Consider the following 13,066-nt stretch of genomic DNA (forward strand, 5'->3'; position numbering starts at 1 on the left):
CGCCTCCCGTTATTGCATTTTTGCCATACCACGTTCTGTCATTTCGGCTGCCACACCGGCAGAGACACGAAACACCGTTCCCGGCAGCACAAATGCCACAGGTTCATCCCGCGTGGCGTGAAGTGCATCGGTATGCAGCGTCACCAGTGCCACGACCGTGGCCAGATCAGCCGTATCCTGAATAACGGTATCCGGCTGCGCTGATACCACATCATTTTCATGCCCGGTCAGCGCATTTTCCGGACGGGAAGACTTATCCTGGCTGTCTGTGTCATCCGTATCACCAAGCTCCTCTTCCAGCTCTGCCACACGAAGCGCCAGTTCTTCTTTCGTCCCCGTCAGGCTGACATCACGGTTCAGTTGCTCACCCAGCGACCGGAGACGGGTAATCAGTTCATCTTTCGTCATGGACTACTCCACAGAGATAAAATGGCCCCGAAGGGCCATGATTACGCCAGTTGCACGGACACGAACTCATCAGGATCAGCCAGCAACATCAGCGGTGCTGACTGAATCATGGTGAACTCCCGCGCCGGATCGCCGGTGGTCACCCAGTTTTTCGGGTAACGGGCAGAGGCATTAATGCCCTCACGCTGTGCGTCCGCATCCTGAATGCAGCCATAGGTACGCAGACCACGTGCCTGAGTGTTACCCAGCACCATCGTGTTGTCTGGCAGGAAGTTCTTTTTGACGCCGTTTTCCACGTACTGTCCGGAATACACGACGATCGCCACATCGCCATACATCCCCTTATAGGACACTGCTTTGCCCAGGTCTTTCACCGCTGTTTCCAGCTCGGAATTGGAGCCGCGACGGGTATCCAGCTTCTCCTTGACGGCTTTGAAGGAACGGAACAGCGCCCAGCCTTTCGGATCGAACACAATGATATTCACCACACCGCTGGCGTTCAGCGCGTAGGCTTCGATATCGTCGGTCGGGTCATACGTGGCCTTGTCACGCTTGCTCCACTCCGTGCCGCCAGACTGCGTGATGTTATTCGCCTCATCACGCCCCATATCCACTTCAACCGGTTCGAAGGCTTCACCGGTCATGGTGTATTTGCCTTTAAGTACGGCAGAGACCGCCTGCATCTCTTCAACCTGAGCAATCGCCATCTCTTCGTCGCGCATGTTCTGCATGATGATGCGACGGCGACGGTATGCCGGATCCGCCAGATTCTGCGGGTCTTCATCCGGCAGGCGACGCAGGGTCATCTGCGGATTCACCTCATGCTTCGGCTTGACATAACCCGGAGTAAATTCAGAGGTAGAGCCGCCACGGGAGCGGATAACCTCACCGGAAACAATCGGTGAAACGTACAGCGCCATGTTTACCAGTCCCGGAATTTGTGAGAGATAGACTTTCTCCGTGGTGAAGGGATAGCTCTCGCGGAAAAAGAGACGCAGAAACAGTGGATCAAACTTAAATTTCTGCTCATTTGCCGCCAGCAGCTGGGCGGTTGTGTACATCGACATAAAAAAATCCCGTAAAAAAAGCCGCACAGGCGGCCTTTAGTGATGAAGGGTAAGGTTAAACGATGCTGATTGCCGTTCCGGCAAACGCGGTCCGTTTTTTAGTCTCGTCGCTGGCAGCCTCCGGCCAGAGCACATCCTCATAACGGAACGTGCCGGACTTGTAGAACGTCAGCGTGGTGCTGGTCTGATCGGCAGCAACCGCCAGAATGCCAACGGCTGCACCGTCGGTGGTACCATCCCACGCAATCAGCTTCCGGGTGGAGGTATCAGGCATCAGCGGGGTCATTGCAGGCGTTTTCGCACTCAATCCGCCAGGTGCGGTTGCTGTATGAGCCGGGTCACTGTTGCCCAGCGGCTGGTAATGGGTAAAGGTTTCTTTGCTCGTCATAAACATCCCTTACACTGGTGTGTTCAGCAAATCGTTAACGGCATCAGATACCGGGTTACCTGCAGCCAGCGGTGCCGGTGCCCCCTGCATCAGACGATCCAGCGCAGTGTCACTGCGCGCCTGCGCACTCTGTGGTGCCGCGGCCAGAATGCGGCGGGCCGTTTCCACGGTCATGCCGGGGGTTTCTGCCAGTACGCGCGCCTGTTCTTCGCGTCCGCGGGCCTCCTCACAGTTGAGGATCCCCATAATGCGGCTGTTTTCTGCCGCAACCGCTGCGGTGATCTGCGCGTTCACGTCCGGCTGCGCTGCGCTGGCATTTTCGCCCTCCTTCGCTGGCACCACGTCAGTGACGTCAGCCTGCGAAGCTGTGACTGAAACAGCTGTCGGTTTAGTCTCTTTGGTCATTCGCCCTCCTGAGAGTCGGGATTTACGTGCATCCAGTGCATCACGCATGATGGTGATTGCATCGGTGCTGTTGACAAGTTCATCAGCCAGTCCGGCATCAATGGCCTCCTGACCGCTGTATACTGCAGCTTCGGTATCCAGCACGGTCTGCACAGACAGGCCGGTATATGCCGACACCTTCTGCGCAAACATCTGGCGGGTAGTATCCATCCGGGACTGCAGTGCTTCCCGGACGTCATCCGGAAGATGGCTGTAGGGGTTGCCATCCACCTTATGGCTGCCGCTGTAAATCAGCGTGATTTCCACACCCTGTTTCTCCAGCGCAGCACCGTAATTACTGTGAGCCATCATGACGCCGATGGAGCCTGTACGTGCAGTCTGCGTGACCAGACGCCGGGTTGCGGCACTGGCAAGCAGCTGACCTGCACTGCAGTTCATGTCGTTGGCCAGCGCCCATACCGGTTTAATGTCACGCACACGGACGATGATGTCAGCGCAATCAAATGCTCCCGCCACCATCCCGCCAGGCGTATCCATATCCAGCAGAATGCCGTCCACCATCGGGTCGCTGGCAGCCTGTTGCAGACGGGCGATAATGCCGTTGTAACCGGTCATCCCCGAATACGGCTGCAGCGCCCGCGTTCGGCTGACCAACGTACCGGAGACCGGCAGCACGGCGATGCCGTTCATGACCTGATAACTGCGGGCCTGTCGTGGCCCGTCATCATCACCGGATATCGCCAGCGTCGCGAGTGCCTCTCCGGCAGTCAGACTGTCGCCGGACACCGCATCTGTCAGGCGGCTGATACCAAGCTGGCCAGCAAGCGCACAAAAGAAAACCCGCGCATAGGCGGGTTCAAGCATCAGCGGCTCATTAAAGGCCATGCTGGCAATATGCGGGAGATTACGCAGCTCTGCTGTCACTCTTCTCCTCCTCTGTTGATTTTCGCAGTCCGGATTCAAATGCCGCCGCCGCCCAGGCGGGCGGTTTAAGACCGGCAGCCCGACGCTCCATCGTTTCACGGACCTGCTGGGCAAAAATTTCCTGATAGTCGTCGCCGCGTTTTGCGCACTCTTTCTCGTAGGTGCTCAGTCCGGCTTCTATCAGCATCACCGCTTCCTGTACTTCTTTCAGACCATCAATGGCCATACGACCGGAGCCTATCCAGTCGCAGTTTCCCCAGGCACTGCGGGCCTCCTGAAAGCTGAAGCGCGCTTTTGAAGGTAACGTAACCACGCGGCGAACGATGGCCTCTTCCAGCCAGCACAGAAACATCTGGCTCGCCTGACGGGATGCGACGAATTTTCGCCGCCCCATAAAGTGCGCCCATGACTCGTTCGCGCTGGCCCGTGCCGTGGAATAGCTCATCTGGGCGTAATTTCGGGAAAGCTGCTCATACGAGACACCCAGCCCGGCAGCGATATACCGCAGCAATGACTGCTCAAAAACTGAGTAGCCGTTATCCGTATCCTGGGCAGTTTGCAGGTTCAGTGAGTCACCGGGCATCAGATGCGGCACTTTTGCGCCCCCAAGACGGACTGGCGCCGCTGAGTAATACGCGGCAATTTCACCAATCCAGCCAGTCAGCTTGTCCCGCTGCTCCTGACTGTTCGCGCCAAGAATAAAATCCATCGCTGACTGCGTATCCAGCTCACTCTCAATGGTGGCGGCATACATCGCCTTCACAATGGCGCTTTGCAGTTGCGTGTTCTGCAGCGTATCGAGCATCTTCATCTGCTCCATCACGCTGTAAAACACATTTGCACCGCGGGTCTGCCCGTCCTCCACGGGTTCAAAGACGTGAATGAAGGCGGCGCGCCCGCCGGGTAACTCACGGGGTATCCATGTCCATTTCTGCGGCATCCAGCCCGGATACCCGTCCTCGCTGACGTAATATCCCAGCGCCGCACCGCTGTCATTAATCCGCACACCGGCACGACAGTTCCGGCTGTCGCCGGTATTGTTCGGATTGCTGATGCGCTTCGGGCTGACCATCCGGAACTGTGTCCGGAACAGCCGCGACGAACTGGTGTCCCAGGTAGCCTGAACGAACAGTTCACCGTTAAAGGCGTGCATGGCCACACCTTCACGAATCATCATGGTAAACGTGCGTTTTCGCTCAACGTCAATGCAGCAACAGTCATCCTCAGCAAACTCTTTCCAGGCTGCTTCAACATCGCGGGAAAAAGCACGGGCTTCTTCTTCCCCGATGCCAAGATAGCGCCAGCTGGGGCGATGACTGAGCCGGAAAAAAGACCCGACGATATGATCCTGATGCAGCTAAATGGCGTTGGCGGCATAGCCGTTATTGCGCACCAGATCGTCTGCACGAGCATTGCCACGGGTAAAGTTTGGCAGCAGGGCTGCATCCACACTTTCACTCGGTGGATTCCACGCCCGCAGCTGACCACCAAATCCGCTGCCACCGCCGTGATAACCGGCAAATTCACGCAGCGATGTCCTGCCGTCCGGTCCAAGAAGGGTGGAGATGGTGGATGTTTTCATACATAAAATCCTGCTGGTCCCCTGCGTCGCTGTGTCATGCCAGTCTGCACTTCCAGTTCAGCAATGTATTTTTTCAGGTCAGACACGGAAGTGGCAGTAAACTCCACTCTCCGCCCATCTTTCTGTACTGTTGCCACCCGTTTACCTGTCATCAGGTCATGCAGTGCCGCACGGGCAGCGGCAAGTTCTTCCTGTCGCGTCATTCATCCTCTCCGGATAAGGCACGGGCGTAATCTGCCAGTGTTTTCTTGTTGGTTGCTGCACCATCCTCTTCTTGCAGGCTCGCCAGCAGTGCGCTGAGATTCAACTGCCAGCGGGAAATACTGATGCGCAGCGCCGCCAGCGCATAAACGAAGCAGTCGAGTGCCTCATTGCGTCGCTTTTTGCTGTCCCACAATATTTTTTTCTGCCATCCACCCATTTTTCGACCTGCTCTTCGGCAGTCAGCTGCTGCGCTTCGGTCAAATCAAAAATATCGGGGTTATTTGGGAAGTGAACGGCACCGGGAAGCGGTTCACCCCCTTCCGGCGTCAGTGTGAAGCGGTTATAAATCTGCTCTTTCGCGGTATCCGTACCGATTTCGGTAAGGTAAACCCCGTTTTTATTTCGCTTACGTGGCATGCTGGCCACCGGCTTGCCGTAGACGGATGCCCCTTTGATGGGGATCACCCGGAACAGACCATGCTTTTTCGAGCGTTCATACACGATAGTCGGGTCAATCCCACCGATATCCCAGCAGATACGGGATATCGACATCTCTGCACCATTACGGCGGGTATAGGTTTTATTTATGGCCTCATCCATACGCAGCAGCGTCTGCTCATCATCATGGCGGCCCATCATAATCTGACGGTCAATCAGCCAGCTTTCCTCGCCCGGCCCCCATCCCCATACGCGCATTTCGTAGCGGTCCAGCTGAGAGTCGATACCGGCGGTCAGGTAAGCAACGCGATCAGGAACGGGCGCTGAATAATGCTCTTTCCGCTCTGCCATCAGTTCAGCATCTGGACGTTCGCCTATTTTCGCTTCCCACGTTTCACCTAGAGTGGTGTTCACGAAGGTTTTACGTTTTCCCGTATCCCCTTTCGTTTTCATCCAGTCTTTGACAATCTGCACCCAAGTGGTGAACGGGCTGTACGCTGTCCATATGTGGAAGGTCACACTGTCCGGCGGTTCCATTTCTTCACCGGTAGACGAAAACCAGCGAATGCCATCACGGGTCCAGATCCCGGTCTTTTCGCAGATATAACGGGCATCAGTGAAGTCGAGTTCCTGCTGCCGGATGACGCAGGCATTATGCTCGCAGAGATAAAACACACTGGAGGGATCATCCGGCGTCCATTTGAGGCCAAACGGCGTCTCTTTATCGCCAAATTTAAGATACTGCTCCTCCCCGCAGTGCGGGCAGGCAACATAAAACGCATAAAATGCGGGGATTCACTGGCAGCACGTTCAATCTGGCAGGTGCCTCTCACTTTGGGAGTGGAGCCACGAATGGACTTTGGCCAGACTGAGCCTTCAATACGCTTGTCACCCAGGAACGTCGGGGAGCCTTCCTGTTCAATATCATCATCAAACGCAGCAAGTTCATCATAACCCGCCACATCTACCGACTTTTCACGGTAGTTTTTTGCCGCTTTACCGCCCAGGCACCAGAAGCCACGACCATTAGTAAAACGCTTCATGGTGAGCGTGTTATCCCGGTGTTTTTTGCCATACCACGGAGCCAGCGCCAGCAGCGACGGAATATCACGGATGGTCGGCTCAACATGGGTTTTCATAAAGTTCTCGGCATCGCCATCCGTCGGCAACCAGATAAGGGTGTTGCGCTGCTTATGCTCTATGAAGTAGGCATAAACACCCAACAGCATTTTGGAATAACCGACACGGGCAGACTTCACCACATTCACCTCGCGGATGTAGTCGCTGCCCATCGCATTCATGATGGCCCGCTGAAAGGGCAGTGTTTCCCAGCGCCCTTCCTGGTATGCGGATTCTTTCGGTAGATAGTGATTGGCATCCGCCCATTCAACGGCGGTCTGTGGCTCCGGTCTGAACAGTGAGCGAAGCCCGGCGCGGACAAAATGCCGCATCCTGTTAACCTGACTGTTCGATATATTCACTCAGCAACCCCGGTATCAGTTCATCCAGCGCGGCTGCTTTGTTCATGGCTTTGATGATATCCCGTTTCAGGAAATCAACATGTCGGTTTTCCAGCTCCGGAAAACGCCGCTGCACCGACAGGGGTATCCCGTCGAGAATACTGGCAATTTCACCTGCGATCCGCGAAAGCACGAAAGTACAGAATGCCGTTTCCACCACTTCAGCGGAGTCTCTGGCATTTTTTAGCTCCTGTGCATCGGCCTGCGCACGCGTGAGTCGATGGCGTTCGTACTCAATAGTCCCCGGCTGGAGATCTGCCTCACTGGCCTGTCGCAGTTCTTCCACCTCCCGGCGCAGCTTTTCGTTCTCAATTTCAGCATCCCTTTCGGCATACCATTTTATGACGGCGGCAGAGTCATAAAGCACCTCATTACCCTTGCCACCACCTCGCAGAACGGGCATTCCCTGCTCCTGCCAGTTCTGAATGGTTCGGATACTCGTACCAAAAATGTCAGCCAGCTGTTTTTTGTTGACTTCCATTGTTCATTCCATGGACAAAAACAGAGAAAGGAAACGACAGAGGCCAAAAAGCTCGTTTTCAGCACCTGTCGTTTCCTTTCTTTTCAGAGGGTGTTTTAAATAAAAACATTAAGTTACGGCGAAGAAGAACGGAAACGCTTGAAACCGGAAAATTTTCATAAATAGCGAAAACCCGCGACGCTTCCGCCCCGTAACTCTCCGGATTGCCGGAAAGGACCCGTAAAAATGAGAAAAACCATCATCCACACCATGGCAACCAGCATTATCGAAGCCTTCACCGAAGGGCTGTTGTAAGACCAACAAAAAACCGCCCGAAGGCGGTTTGATATAACTCTTGAATTTTAGTTTGAAACATCACCATGCAATCTTTTGAACAAGATATTTCGCATATCATCAGAATCTATAGGGTCAAGATTCATCCATGTGAGCTTCTGACGATCTTCTGTAAAATCGTATTCAGAGAAGACACCATGAATATCTCCCTTTTCCGGAGAGTACAATATTGCTATGGCTTGAGCCGGACAGTTATGCGGCATGCAACCAGAAAGTGCAAGATACTTACTACCACGGATAGTAATTTCGTTCGCTGGGGTGCTTGTGCCACCATCTTGCACCCACAATGGTAAATTACGTTTGGCAATTAGGCTCTTATAAGCCTTCCCGGTTTCTTTACCTTGTACAAAATCGAAAAGGTATGGATTTCCTTCTGCACTAACCGCCAGCGGAAGAAAAGCCAACATCGCAATAATAAATTTATTCTTCATACCATTACCTTCATTCCATTAAAGACTAGAAGGAGATTATCTTTTTTTTGTTATTTTGTCAGTTGCTCAGGGAATTCCTACAATAATGCAAGTGATCGATATCTGATTTGCAATAGCCAGAATCAGAATCAATTATTTAACAATATCGCATACGGCAGGATTTCATGCTTTCCGGATAACCTAACCTACATCATTTTTCAGCAAAATATTCTGTCAGAATGAGTGATCAATTCTGCGCACACTGTCGAACGCCATCAATAAGCTGGCAGACCTGAGATGCGGTATCTAAAAGCTGACGCGCTTTTTCCAGGCTGACACAGCCCACTAACAAAAAAGGCACCAGTATCGCTACCAGTGCCCATCTTGCCGCCGCTCGTGGCGTTCGGTGTGTCCAGTGCTTTCGTTTCATATTGATACGCGCTCTTTCATCCAGCCATAGACAAACGACTCATTGGCCTCGCGTTTTTCTGCCAGTTCAAGATAACGCTCGCCCTGCGTGCAGTTCAGCGCCATCAGCATCACCCGTTCGCCGTCTTTGCCTCGTTTTTGCAGATAACCCCGTAACGCATTAATGGTCCGTGGGCCAATGCGTCCATCCGTATCCATATCCGGATACAGCTTCCCGCCTTGGTTGAATACGTTCAGCCAGCGCTGAAGCATCTTTGTTGCTACTGACGGTCCCATATTCACGCCCGTATCACACAGCTCGGCGGCAATATCGGGGGATAATGCGGAAACCTGATCGAAACGGGGTCCGTACCAGTAATCAGCCTCGAGAATTTCCAGCGCCTGTCCTCGAGTCAGGTCGCGCATATTGCCCTTGTATCCGTGAGCCCGGGCAGCTTTTTCAGTTATGCCCCATTTTGTCGGGCCACCCTTATCATCGGGATGGTTTACGTAGCCACCCTCTTTTCCGAGGATTTCATCGAAAATTATGTCCTTTGATTTCATCTCAGTTCCTCAGTAATGAAAGGATTTTTGATACATTCCCGCGCGCCCATACCACCAGCACACAGAACAGTAGATTACCCAGCGCCATCCCCCAGCTATCTGGAAGAGGAAGACCACACAGATAACTGAGCGGCGCTACCGCATAAACAAGCATCAGCAGCCAGGCCAGCCACGACACCAGCGGTTTATGTGTCGCGTCTTTTCTGCGGTAAAAAAAAAGCGTCAGCACGATGACCGTGCATAACGCCACATTCAGCAGTCCTGGAATATTACCTGCCATTACCACCTCCCCGCAGGCGGGAAAACAGCCCCGATATCAACGAACCGATATCCTGCTGGTGGATAAACGACAGAATTTTTACTGACACCACCGATACCAGTACCGCACACAATGCTTCAGTTGAGGAACCGTCATAACCTGTTTTCGTTGCAAGATATGACGCCAGCGCCTTTGCCCCCAGCACGCCAATGATGAATGACACCAGAAAATGAGCGGCCACCCGCCAGGCAGAAAGTGCCTGTGGCATCGTGGCCACAAACAGCGCCCCGGCAAACGCACCAAACACGATCCCGAAATCCGTATTGGTAAACAGACCGAATGCCGTCGCCCCTCCAAGCGCCGCAGCCGTGCCCGTCCCGGATAAAGGTTCAGACATAATGTTCTCCTGTAAATAAAAGGACCGCCTGTGGCCCATCAATAACACACACGAATACACACAAAATATTGCGTCGTGTGTATTCGTGTGTATAATAATTTTCAGGCCAGGAGGAAATATGAAATCTACTGACCTGATAAAGGAATTGACCGCTGCCGGATGTGAACTTAAAAGGCATAACGGAGGGAGCCACCAGATATGGTGGTCACCCATAACAGGAAAAACTTTTCCGGTACCGCATCCCAAAAAGGATTTACCTCTCGGCACAGTCAAATCCATTAAAAAACTGGCGGGGATCTAATCCCTGCCCTCTCTGGAGGTTGATATGTTCTTCTCAGTGGGCGTCGAGACGCCGAAAGATGAAAACACCGCCTACGGCATGATTGTTCCTGCGTTTTCAGCTTACGATTACGGCTGCTTTTCCGCCGCTGACACACAGGATCAGATTGCCCCAATGGTGAAAGAGGCCATCCTGATGGTCGTAGAAGATTTGATTCAGAACGAAAATATTTCTGTCGAAGACATCAAGGATGCAGGTTATCTGGTTTATTCGCTTAACCCAGAATATAAAGACTTCGACAGCTGGGTTATGGTCGACGTTGATTTGTCAGAATTCGAAGGCAAGCCGCAGCGCATAAACATTTCATTACCTGATACGCTGATTAAGCGAATCGATAATGCAGTGAAGAGCAGCAACGTTTATCGCGACCGCAGTCACTTCATCGCTGAAGCTGCCCGACACGAACTGAAGCAATAATGATTTTATGGCCCCGGATTACCGGGGCTTCTTACATTCTGAAGCGCTCGCGCTAATCTCACCTATCTGCATCAACCCGCAAATTTACCGTACTGCGCTACTTTTCAGACCCAAAAAAGCCCGCCTGGCGGCGGGTTTAAGCTGTGCGGCAAAGGAACCACTCTTAACACGATACAATAGTTTTTGCGTACGCGTTAGCATTTTTGTTAAAGTATAAAAACGTAATCAAACCATTATGTTACCAATACAATGAAATTCATCCAAAAACATCCAGCAATAGCTTATACAGTAATTATTATAGTTTTTGCCTTAATATATAATGTTGCTTGGATTGTCAGTCCAGATTCTTTCGTAAAAAACAATGCACTCAACTCTACACCTGTATATGATGCTATTAGTTTAGCATATGCGAACAATGAGGTGAAAAAAGAAGCCACAGCCAGTGTTTCAAGAGAAGTATTTTCAGAGCAAATCTTAACACTTACAAATCAATTCAATAAGATAAATATTGAAAATTTAGAACTTGAACAAACATTATCTCAACAGCAAAAAAAATTAAAAGAAATTAGTGAAAAGCAATCAATAGCGCGGGGCAAGAACACAGAAAAATACAAAGAAGACCGTTTGAAAGATTTACACGAAACGCTTGTCATTAAAAATAATGAACGTGCTACCATATCTTCTTTAAAAAACAAAACAAATGAAAGTCAGATTAACATTATGCTGGCCGACAAAGATGTAGAAATAGCCAAAATAAATCTTGAAATAGCGTATAAAGAGAATGATGCTAATGTCTATATCTTATCTAATTTCGGCAATTTTAACGATCCGGCAATCAGTAAAGAATTTGATGCGACCACTAAAGAAATTGAGAGAACAAGAGAAAAAATAATAAACAACGAAACAAAAATAATGGAAATAAGAAATAAATCTCAATCCATGTTGGATAAACTCAAAAAAGATGAGCTTAATTTTTTTGATTTTTTATTTTATAGCATAGGAATATCTACAACGACAACCTTTGGTGATTTATTAGCAAACTCAAGATGTATCAGATTTTTAGTTTGCGTGCAACTATTACTATCAATAATAGTTTTAGCTAATGTAACCCAAAGATTTTTATCCAAAAAATAAATAAGGCCCTCAAAAATGAGGGCTTGCTTTAATATTAACTTAATAATAATAAAGTTCCATTCAAAAATCCTAGTGCAGTTTGCAGTTCTTTCCTTATAGTACCATCTGAACATTTCCGCTTCTTCGCGATTGTACGGAGTGAAATACCAATCACAAAGTGGGCAATGATCAGCTCATATTCGTCTGGCTTATATTTCCGCAGGCAGGCAACACAGCCGTCTATCATGATGCCTTCATCATCATCACACTTGAGGCGTGACTTTTTACCATGTGGTAAAAGTCCCTTGAAACCTGCCGCTATCGGCTGCCAGTCCACCCCGCTGTTCTCTGAAGCCGCCCAGGCTCCCCAACGATCCATCACTTCATACATATCACGCATCAATTTTCTCCACAAAATCAGGCCAACACGCCAATCGCCAGCGCGCGATCAATAAAACGAAATATCAGCTCCAGTTGGGAGCCATACTTCTCTTCAAATGCCACAGTGTCCGCATGCAGTTCGTCGTGATGCTTTCTGCACAAAGGCATCACAAAGAGATCATGCGCTTTTGTTCCCATCCCCCCATGACCGTGGCCTATCAGGTGGTGGGGATCATCGGCGGGCTTTCCGCAACATGCACACGGCTGAGTCTTAACCCAGCGCGTGTACTTCTCGTTAACCCAACGGCGACGTTTTGGGCGTAACATAAATGACTCTGGTGACTCAGGAGCAACCTTCAGCGCCAGAACCTTTTTCGCTTTATCCTGGACAATGCTGGTGGCAGGGACCGAGGGCACCAGGTCACTTTCACGGGTTACCGATTGAACTACTGGCTCTGGCATTCTGAGGGCCTTACAGGCTGCGCTTTCCGGCAGAACATCAGCCAGTTCATAACGAACCAGCCACCAGCACAGTTCCGGTAGCGTAACGACATGGTTATCATCAAAACCGAGATCCCGACGAACAACAGACAGCACCCAGCGAGCACAGTTATCCGTTGCCATTGATTCCAGCCGTTCGGTGAACTGATCGCGCAGCTGGTTATCGCAATGCCAGCACAATCGGAGCGCCCCTGGAGCGTGACGCATTGTTGTCACGTGCCCACTGTGCCAGTCAGAATGCGGCCACTGACAACCTTTCTCCCGAAGCAACCAGCTTTCAAGGCTCTCTACTCCACCAGCTCGACGAATAACAGATTCATTGCGGAAAACCTCCCGAATAACGGGATCCTCAGCTAATGGTTGTGATGCCGCCGGAACGGCACCACTGGCAAAAGATGAATAACGCTCCGGCTCTGGCTCCAGCAGGACACGCCCCTGCATAAACAGGGGCATCAGCTCTGAACCGGGCCTGAACAATACAATCTCCATACGCGGGGCAATTTCAGGAGTCAGTAACGCTCTCACG

At 51.3% G+C, this 13,066-nt stretch carries 16 protein-coding genes and 2 pseudogenes; 3 read left to right on the forward strand and 15 right to left on the reverse strand.

The features are described from left to right. Nucleotides 1–9 precede the first annotated feature (9 nt). The 13 genes and pseudogenes from SK38_RS07890 to SK38_RS07945 all read right to left on the reverse strand — a co-directional run bounded on the left by SK38_RS07890 (nucleotide 10) and on the right by SK38_RS07945 (nucleotide 9,788). Nucleotides 10–408: a DNA-packaging protein FI gene (locus SK38_RS07890; RefSeq protein ID WP_048235561.1), complete on the reverse strand. Its 399-nt coding sequence runs from the start codon at nucleotides 406–408 to the stop codon at nucleotides 10–12. Nucleotides 409–449: 41 nt separating this feature from the next. Beyond that, nucleotides 450–1,475, reverse strand: coding sequence for a major capsid protein (locus SK38_RS07895; protein WP_048235562.1), 1,026 nt, complete (start codon nucleotides 1,473–1,475; stop codon nucleotides 450–452). A gap of 55 nt (nucleotides 1,476–1,530) precedes the next feature. Continuing rightward, nucleotides 1,531–1,863, reverse strand: coding sequence for a head decoration protein (locus SK38_RS07900; RefSeq protein WP_048235563.1), 333 nt, complete (start codon nucleotides 1,861–1,863; stop codon nucleotides 1,531–1,533). Between the two features lie 9 nt (nucleotides 1,864–1,872). After that, entirely contained in the window at nucleotides 1,873–3,192 is a 1,320-nt protein-coding gene (locus SK38_RS07905) for a S49 family peptidase (protein ID WP_048235564.1), read from the reverse strand. Then, nucleotides 3,173–4,774 (reverse strand): annotated as a pseudogene (locus SK38_RS07910) (phage portal protein). The gene SK38_RS07905 and the pseudogene SK38_RS07910 overlap by 20 nt, the downstream one beginning before the upstream one ends. After that, the gene (locus SK38_RS07915; protein ID WP_000198149.1) at nucleotides 4,771–4,977 is read right to left on the reverse strand and encodes a phage head-tail joining protein; all 207 of its coding nucleotides are present in this window, start codon (nucleotides 4,975–4,977) and stop codon (nucleotides 4,771–4,773) included. The pseudogene SK38_RS07910 and the gene SK38_RS07915 overlap by 4 nt, the downstream one beginning before the upstream one ends. Next, nucleotides 4,974–6,897 (reverse strand): annotated as a pseudogene (locus SK38_RS25105) (phage terminase large subunit family protein). Before SK38_RS25105 ends, SK38_RS07915 begins: the two are co-directional and overlap by 4 nt. Next, on the reverse strand, nucleotides 6,872–7,417 hold the full coding sequence (locus SK38_RS07925; RefSeq protein ID WP_048235565.1) for a DNA-packaging protein: 546 nt from the start codon (nucleotides 7,415–7,417) through the stop codon (nucleotides 6,872–6,874). The pseudogene SK38_RS25105 and the gene SK38_RS07925 overlap by 26 nt, the downstream one beginning before the upstream one ends. A gap of 341 nt (nucleotides 7,418–7,758) precedes the next feature. Then, a complete protein-coding gene (locus SK38_RS07930; RefSeq protein ID WP_048235566.1) occupies nucleotides 7,759–8,181 on the reverse strand; it encodes an Ivy family c-type lysozyme inhibitor in 423 nt (140 codons plus the stop codon). Between the two features lie 226 nt (nucleotides 8,182–8,407). Continuing rightward, entirely contained in the window at nucleotides 8,408–8,590 is a 183-nt protein-coding gene (locus tag SK38_RS23810) for a hypothetical protein (RefSeq protein WP_075553037.1), read from the reverse strand. Continuing rightward, nucleotides 8,587–9,132, reverse strand: a complete 546-nt coding sequence (locus tag SK38_RS07935; RefSeq protein ID WP_048235567.1) for a glycoside hydrolase family 108 protein — start codon at nucleotides 9,130–9,132, stop codon at nucleotides 8,587–8,589. The genes SK38_RS23810 and SK38_RS07935 overlap by 4 nt, the downstream gene beginning before the upstream one ends. Before the next feature lies 1 nt (nucleotide 9,133). Further along, a complete protein-coding gene (locus SK38_RS07940; RefSeq protein ID WP_048235568.1) occupies nucleotides 9,134–9,412 on the reverse strand; it encodes a phage holin family protein in 279 nt (92 codons plus the stop codon). Then, entirely contained in the window at nucleotides 9,402–9,788 is a 387-nt protein-coding gene (locus tag SK38_RS07945; RefSeq protein WP_048235569.1) for a putative holin, read from the reverse strand. The genes SK38_RS07940 and SK38_RS07945 overlap by 11 nt, the downstream gene beginning before the upstream one ends. A gap of 118 nt (nucleotides 9,789–9,906) precedes the next feature. On the opposite strand from SK38_RS07945, the gene SK38_RS07950 reads away from it, so the two are divergent. The 3 genes from SK38_RS07950 (at nucleotide 9,907) to SK38_RS07960 (ending at nucleotide 11,679) form a co-directional block, all read left to right on the forward strand. Beyond that, nucleotides 9,907–10,089: a type II toxin-antitoxin system HicA family toxin gene (locus SK38_RS07950; RefSeq protein WP_019077450.1), complete on the forward strand. Its 183-nt coding sequence runs from the start codon at nucleotides 9,907–9,909 to the stop codon at nucleotides 10,087–10,089. A 24-nt stretch (nucleotides 10,090–10,113) separates the two neighbouring features. Continuing rightward, nucleotides 10,114–10,545 (forward strand): type II toxin-antitoxin system HicB family antitoxin, encoded by a 432-nt coding sequence (locus tag SK38_RS07955; RefSeq protein ID WP_048235570.1) that lies wholly within the window; start codon nucleotides 10,114–10,116, stop codon nucleotides 10,543–10,545. 249 nt (nucleotides 10,546–10,794) lie between these two features. After that, a complete protein-coding gene (locus SK38_RS07960) occupies nucleotides 10,795–11,679 on the forward strand; it encodes an ion channel (protein WP_048235571.1) in 885 nt (294 codons plus the stop codon). A 34-nt stretch (nucleotides 11,680–11,713) separates the two neighbouring features. On the opposite strand, the gene SK38_RS07965 is transcribed toward SK38_RS07960, so the two are convergent. Together SK38_RS07965 and SK38_RS07970 are read right to left on the reverse strand one after the other, a co-directional pair. Next, a complete protein-coding gene (locus tag SK38_RS07965; RefSeq protein WP_048235572.1) occupies nucleotides 11,714–12,058 on the reverse strand; it encodes an antiterminator Q family protein in 345 nt (114 codons plus the stop codon). A 17-nt stretch (nucleotides 12,059–12,075) separates the two neighbouring features. After that, nucleotides 12,076–13,065, reverse strand: a complete 990-nt coding sequence (locus tag SK38_RS07970) for a DUF968 domain-containing protein (protein ID WP_075553038.1) — start codon at nucleotides 13,063–13,065, stop codon at nucleotides 12,076–12,078. Nucleotide 13,066: the final 1 nt, after the last annotated feature.

This window comes from Citrobacter sp. MGH110 (assembly GCF_001037515.1).
In the GTDB taxonomy this organism is placed as follows: Bacteria; Pseudomonadota; Gammaproteobacteria; order Enterobacterales; family Enterobacteriaceae; genus Citrobacter; species Citrobacter portucalensis.

Excerpts from the sequence above, each read along its gene's own strand:
- SK38_RS07945 (WP_048235569.1), bottom strand. The coding sequence starts at position 9,788 with ATGTCTGAACCTTTATCCGGGACGGGCACGGCTGCGGCGCTTGGAGGG.
- SK38_RS07895 (WP_048235562.1), bottom strand. The coding sequence starts at position 1,475 with ATGTCGATGTACACAACCGCCCAGCTGCTGGCGGCAAATGAGCAGAAA.
- SK38_RS07935 (WP_048235567.1), bottom strand. The coding sequence starts at position 9,132 with ATGAAATCAAAGGACATAATTTTCGATGAAATCCTCGGAAAAGAGGGT.
- SK38_RS07890 (WP_048235561.1), bottom strand. The coding sequence starts at position 408 with ATGACGAAAGATGAACTGATTACCCGTCTCCGGTCGCTGGGTGAGCAA.
- SK38_RS07955 (WP_048235570.1), top strand. The coding sequence starts at position 10,114 with ATGTTCTTCTCAGTGGGCGTCGAGACGCCGAAAGATGAAAACACCGCC.
- SK38_RS07940 (WP_048235568.1), bottom strand. The coding sequence starts at position 9,412 with ATGGCAGGTAATATTCCAGGACTGCTGAATGTGGCGTTATGCACGGTC.
- SK38_RS07925 (WP_048235565.1), bottom strand. The coding sequence starts at position 7,417 with ATGGAAGTCAACAAAAAACAGCTGGCTGACATTTTTGGTACGAGTATC.
- SK38_RS07915 (WP_000198149.1), bottom strand. The coding sequence starts at position 4,977 with ATGACGCGACAGGAAGAACTTGCCGCTGCCCGTGCGGCACTGCATGAC.
- SK38_RS23810 (WP_075553037.1), bottom strand. The coding sequence starts at position 8,590 with ATGAAACGAAAGCACTGGACACACCGAACGCCACGAGCGGCGGCAAGA.
- SK38_RS07930 (WP_048235566.1), bottom strand. The coding sequence starts at position 8,181 with ATGAAGAATAAATTTATTATTGCGATGTTGGCTTTTCTTCCGCTGGCG.
- SK38_RS07965 (WP_048235572.1), bottom strand. The coding sequence starts at position 12,058 with ATGCGTGATATGTATGAAGTGATGGATCGTTGGGGAGCCTGGGCGGCT.
- SK38_RS07900 (WP_048235563.1), bottom strand. The coding sequence starts at position 1,863 with ATGACGAGCAAAGAAACCTTTACCCATTACCAGCCGCTGGGCAACAGT.
- SK38_RS07950 (WP_019077450.1), top strand. The coding sequence starts at position 9,907 with ATGAAATCTACTGACCTGATAAAGGAATTGACCGCTGCCGGATGTGAA.
- SK38_RS07960 (WP_048235571.1), top strand. The coding sequence starts at position 10,795 with ATGAAATTCATCCAAAAACATCCAGCAATAGCTTATACAGTAATTATT.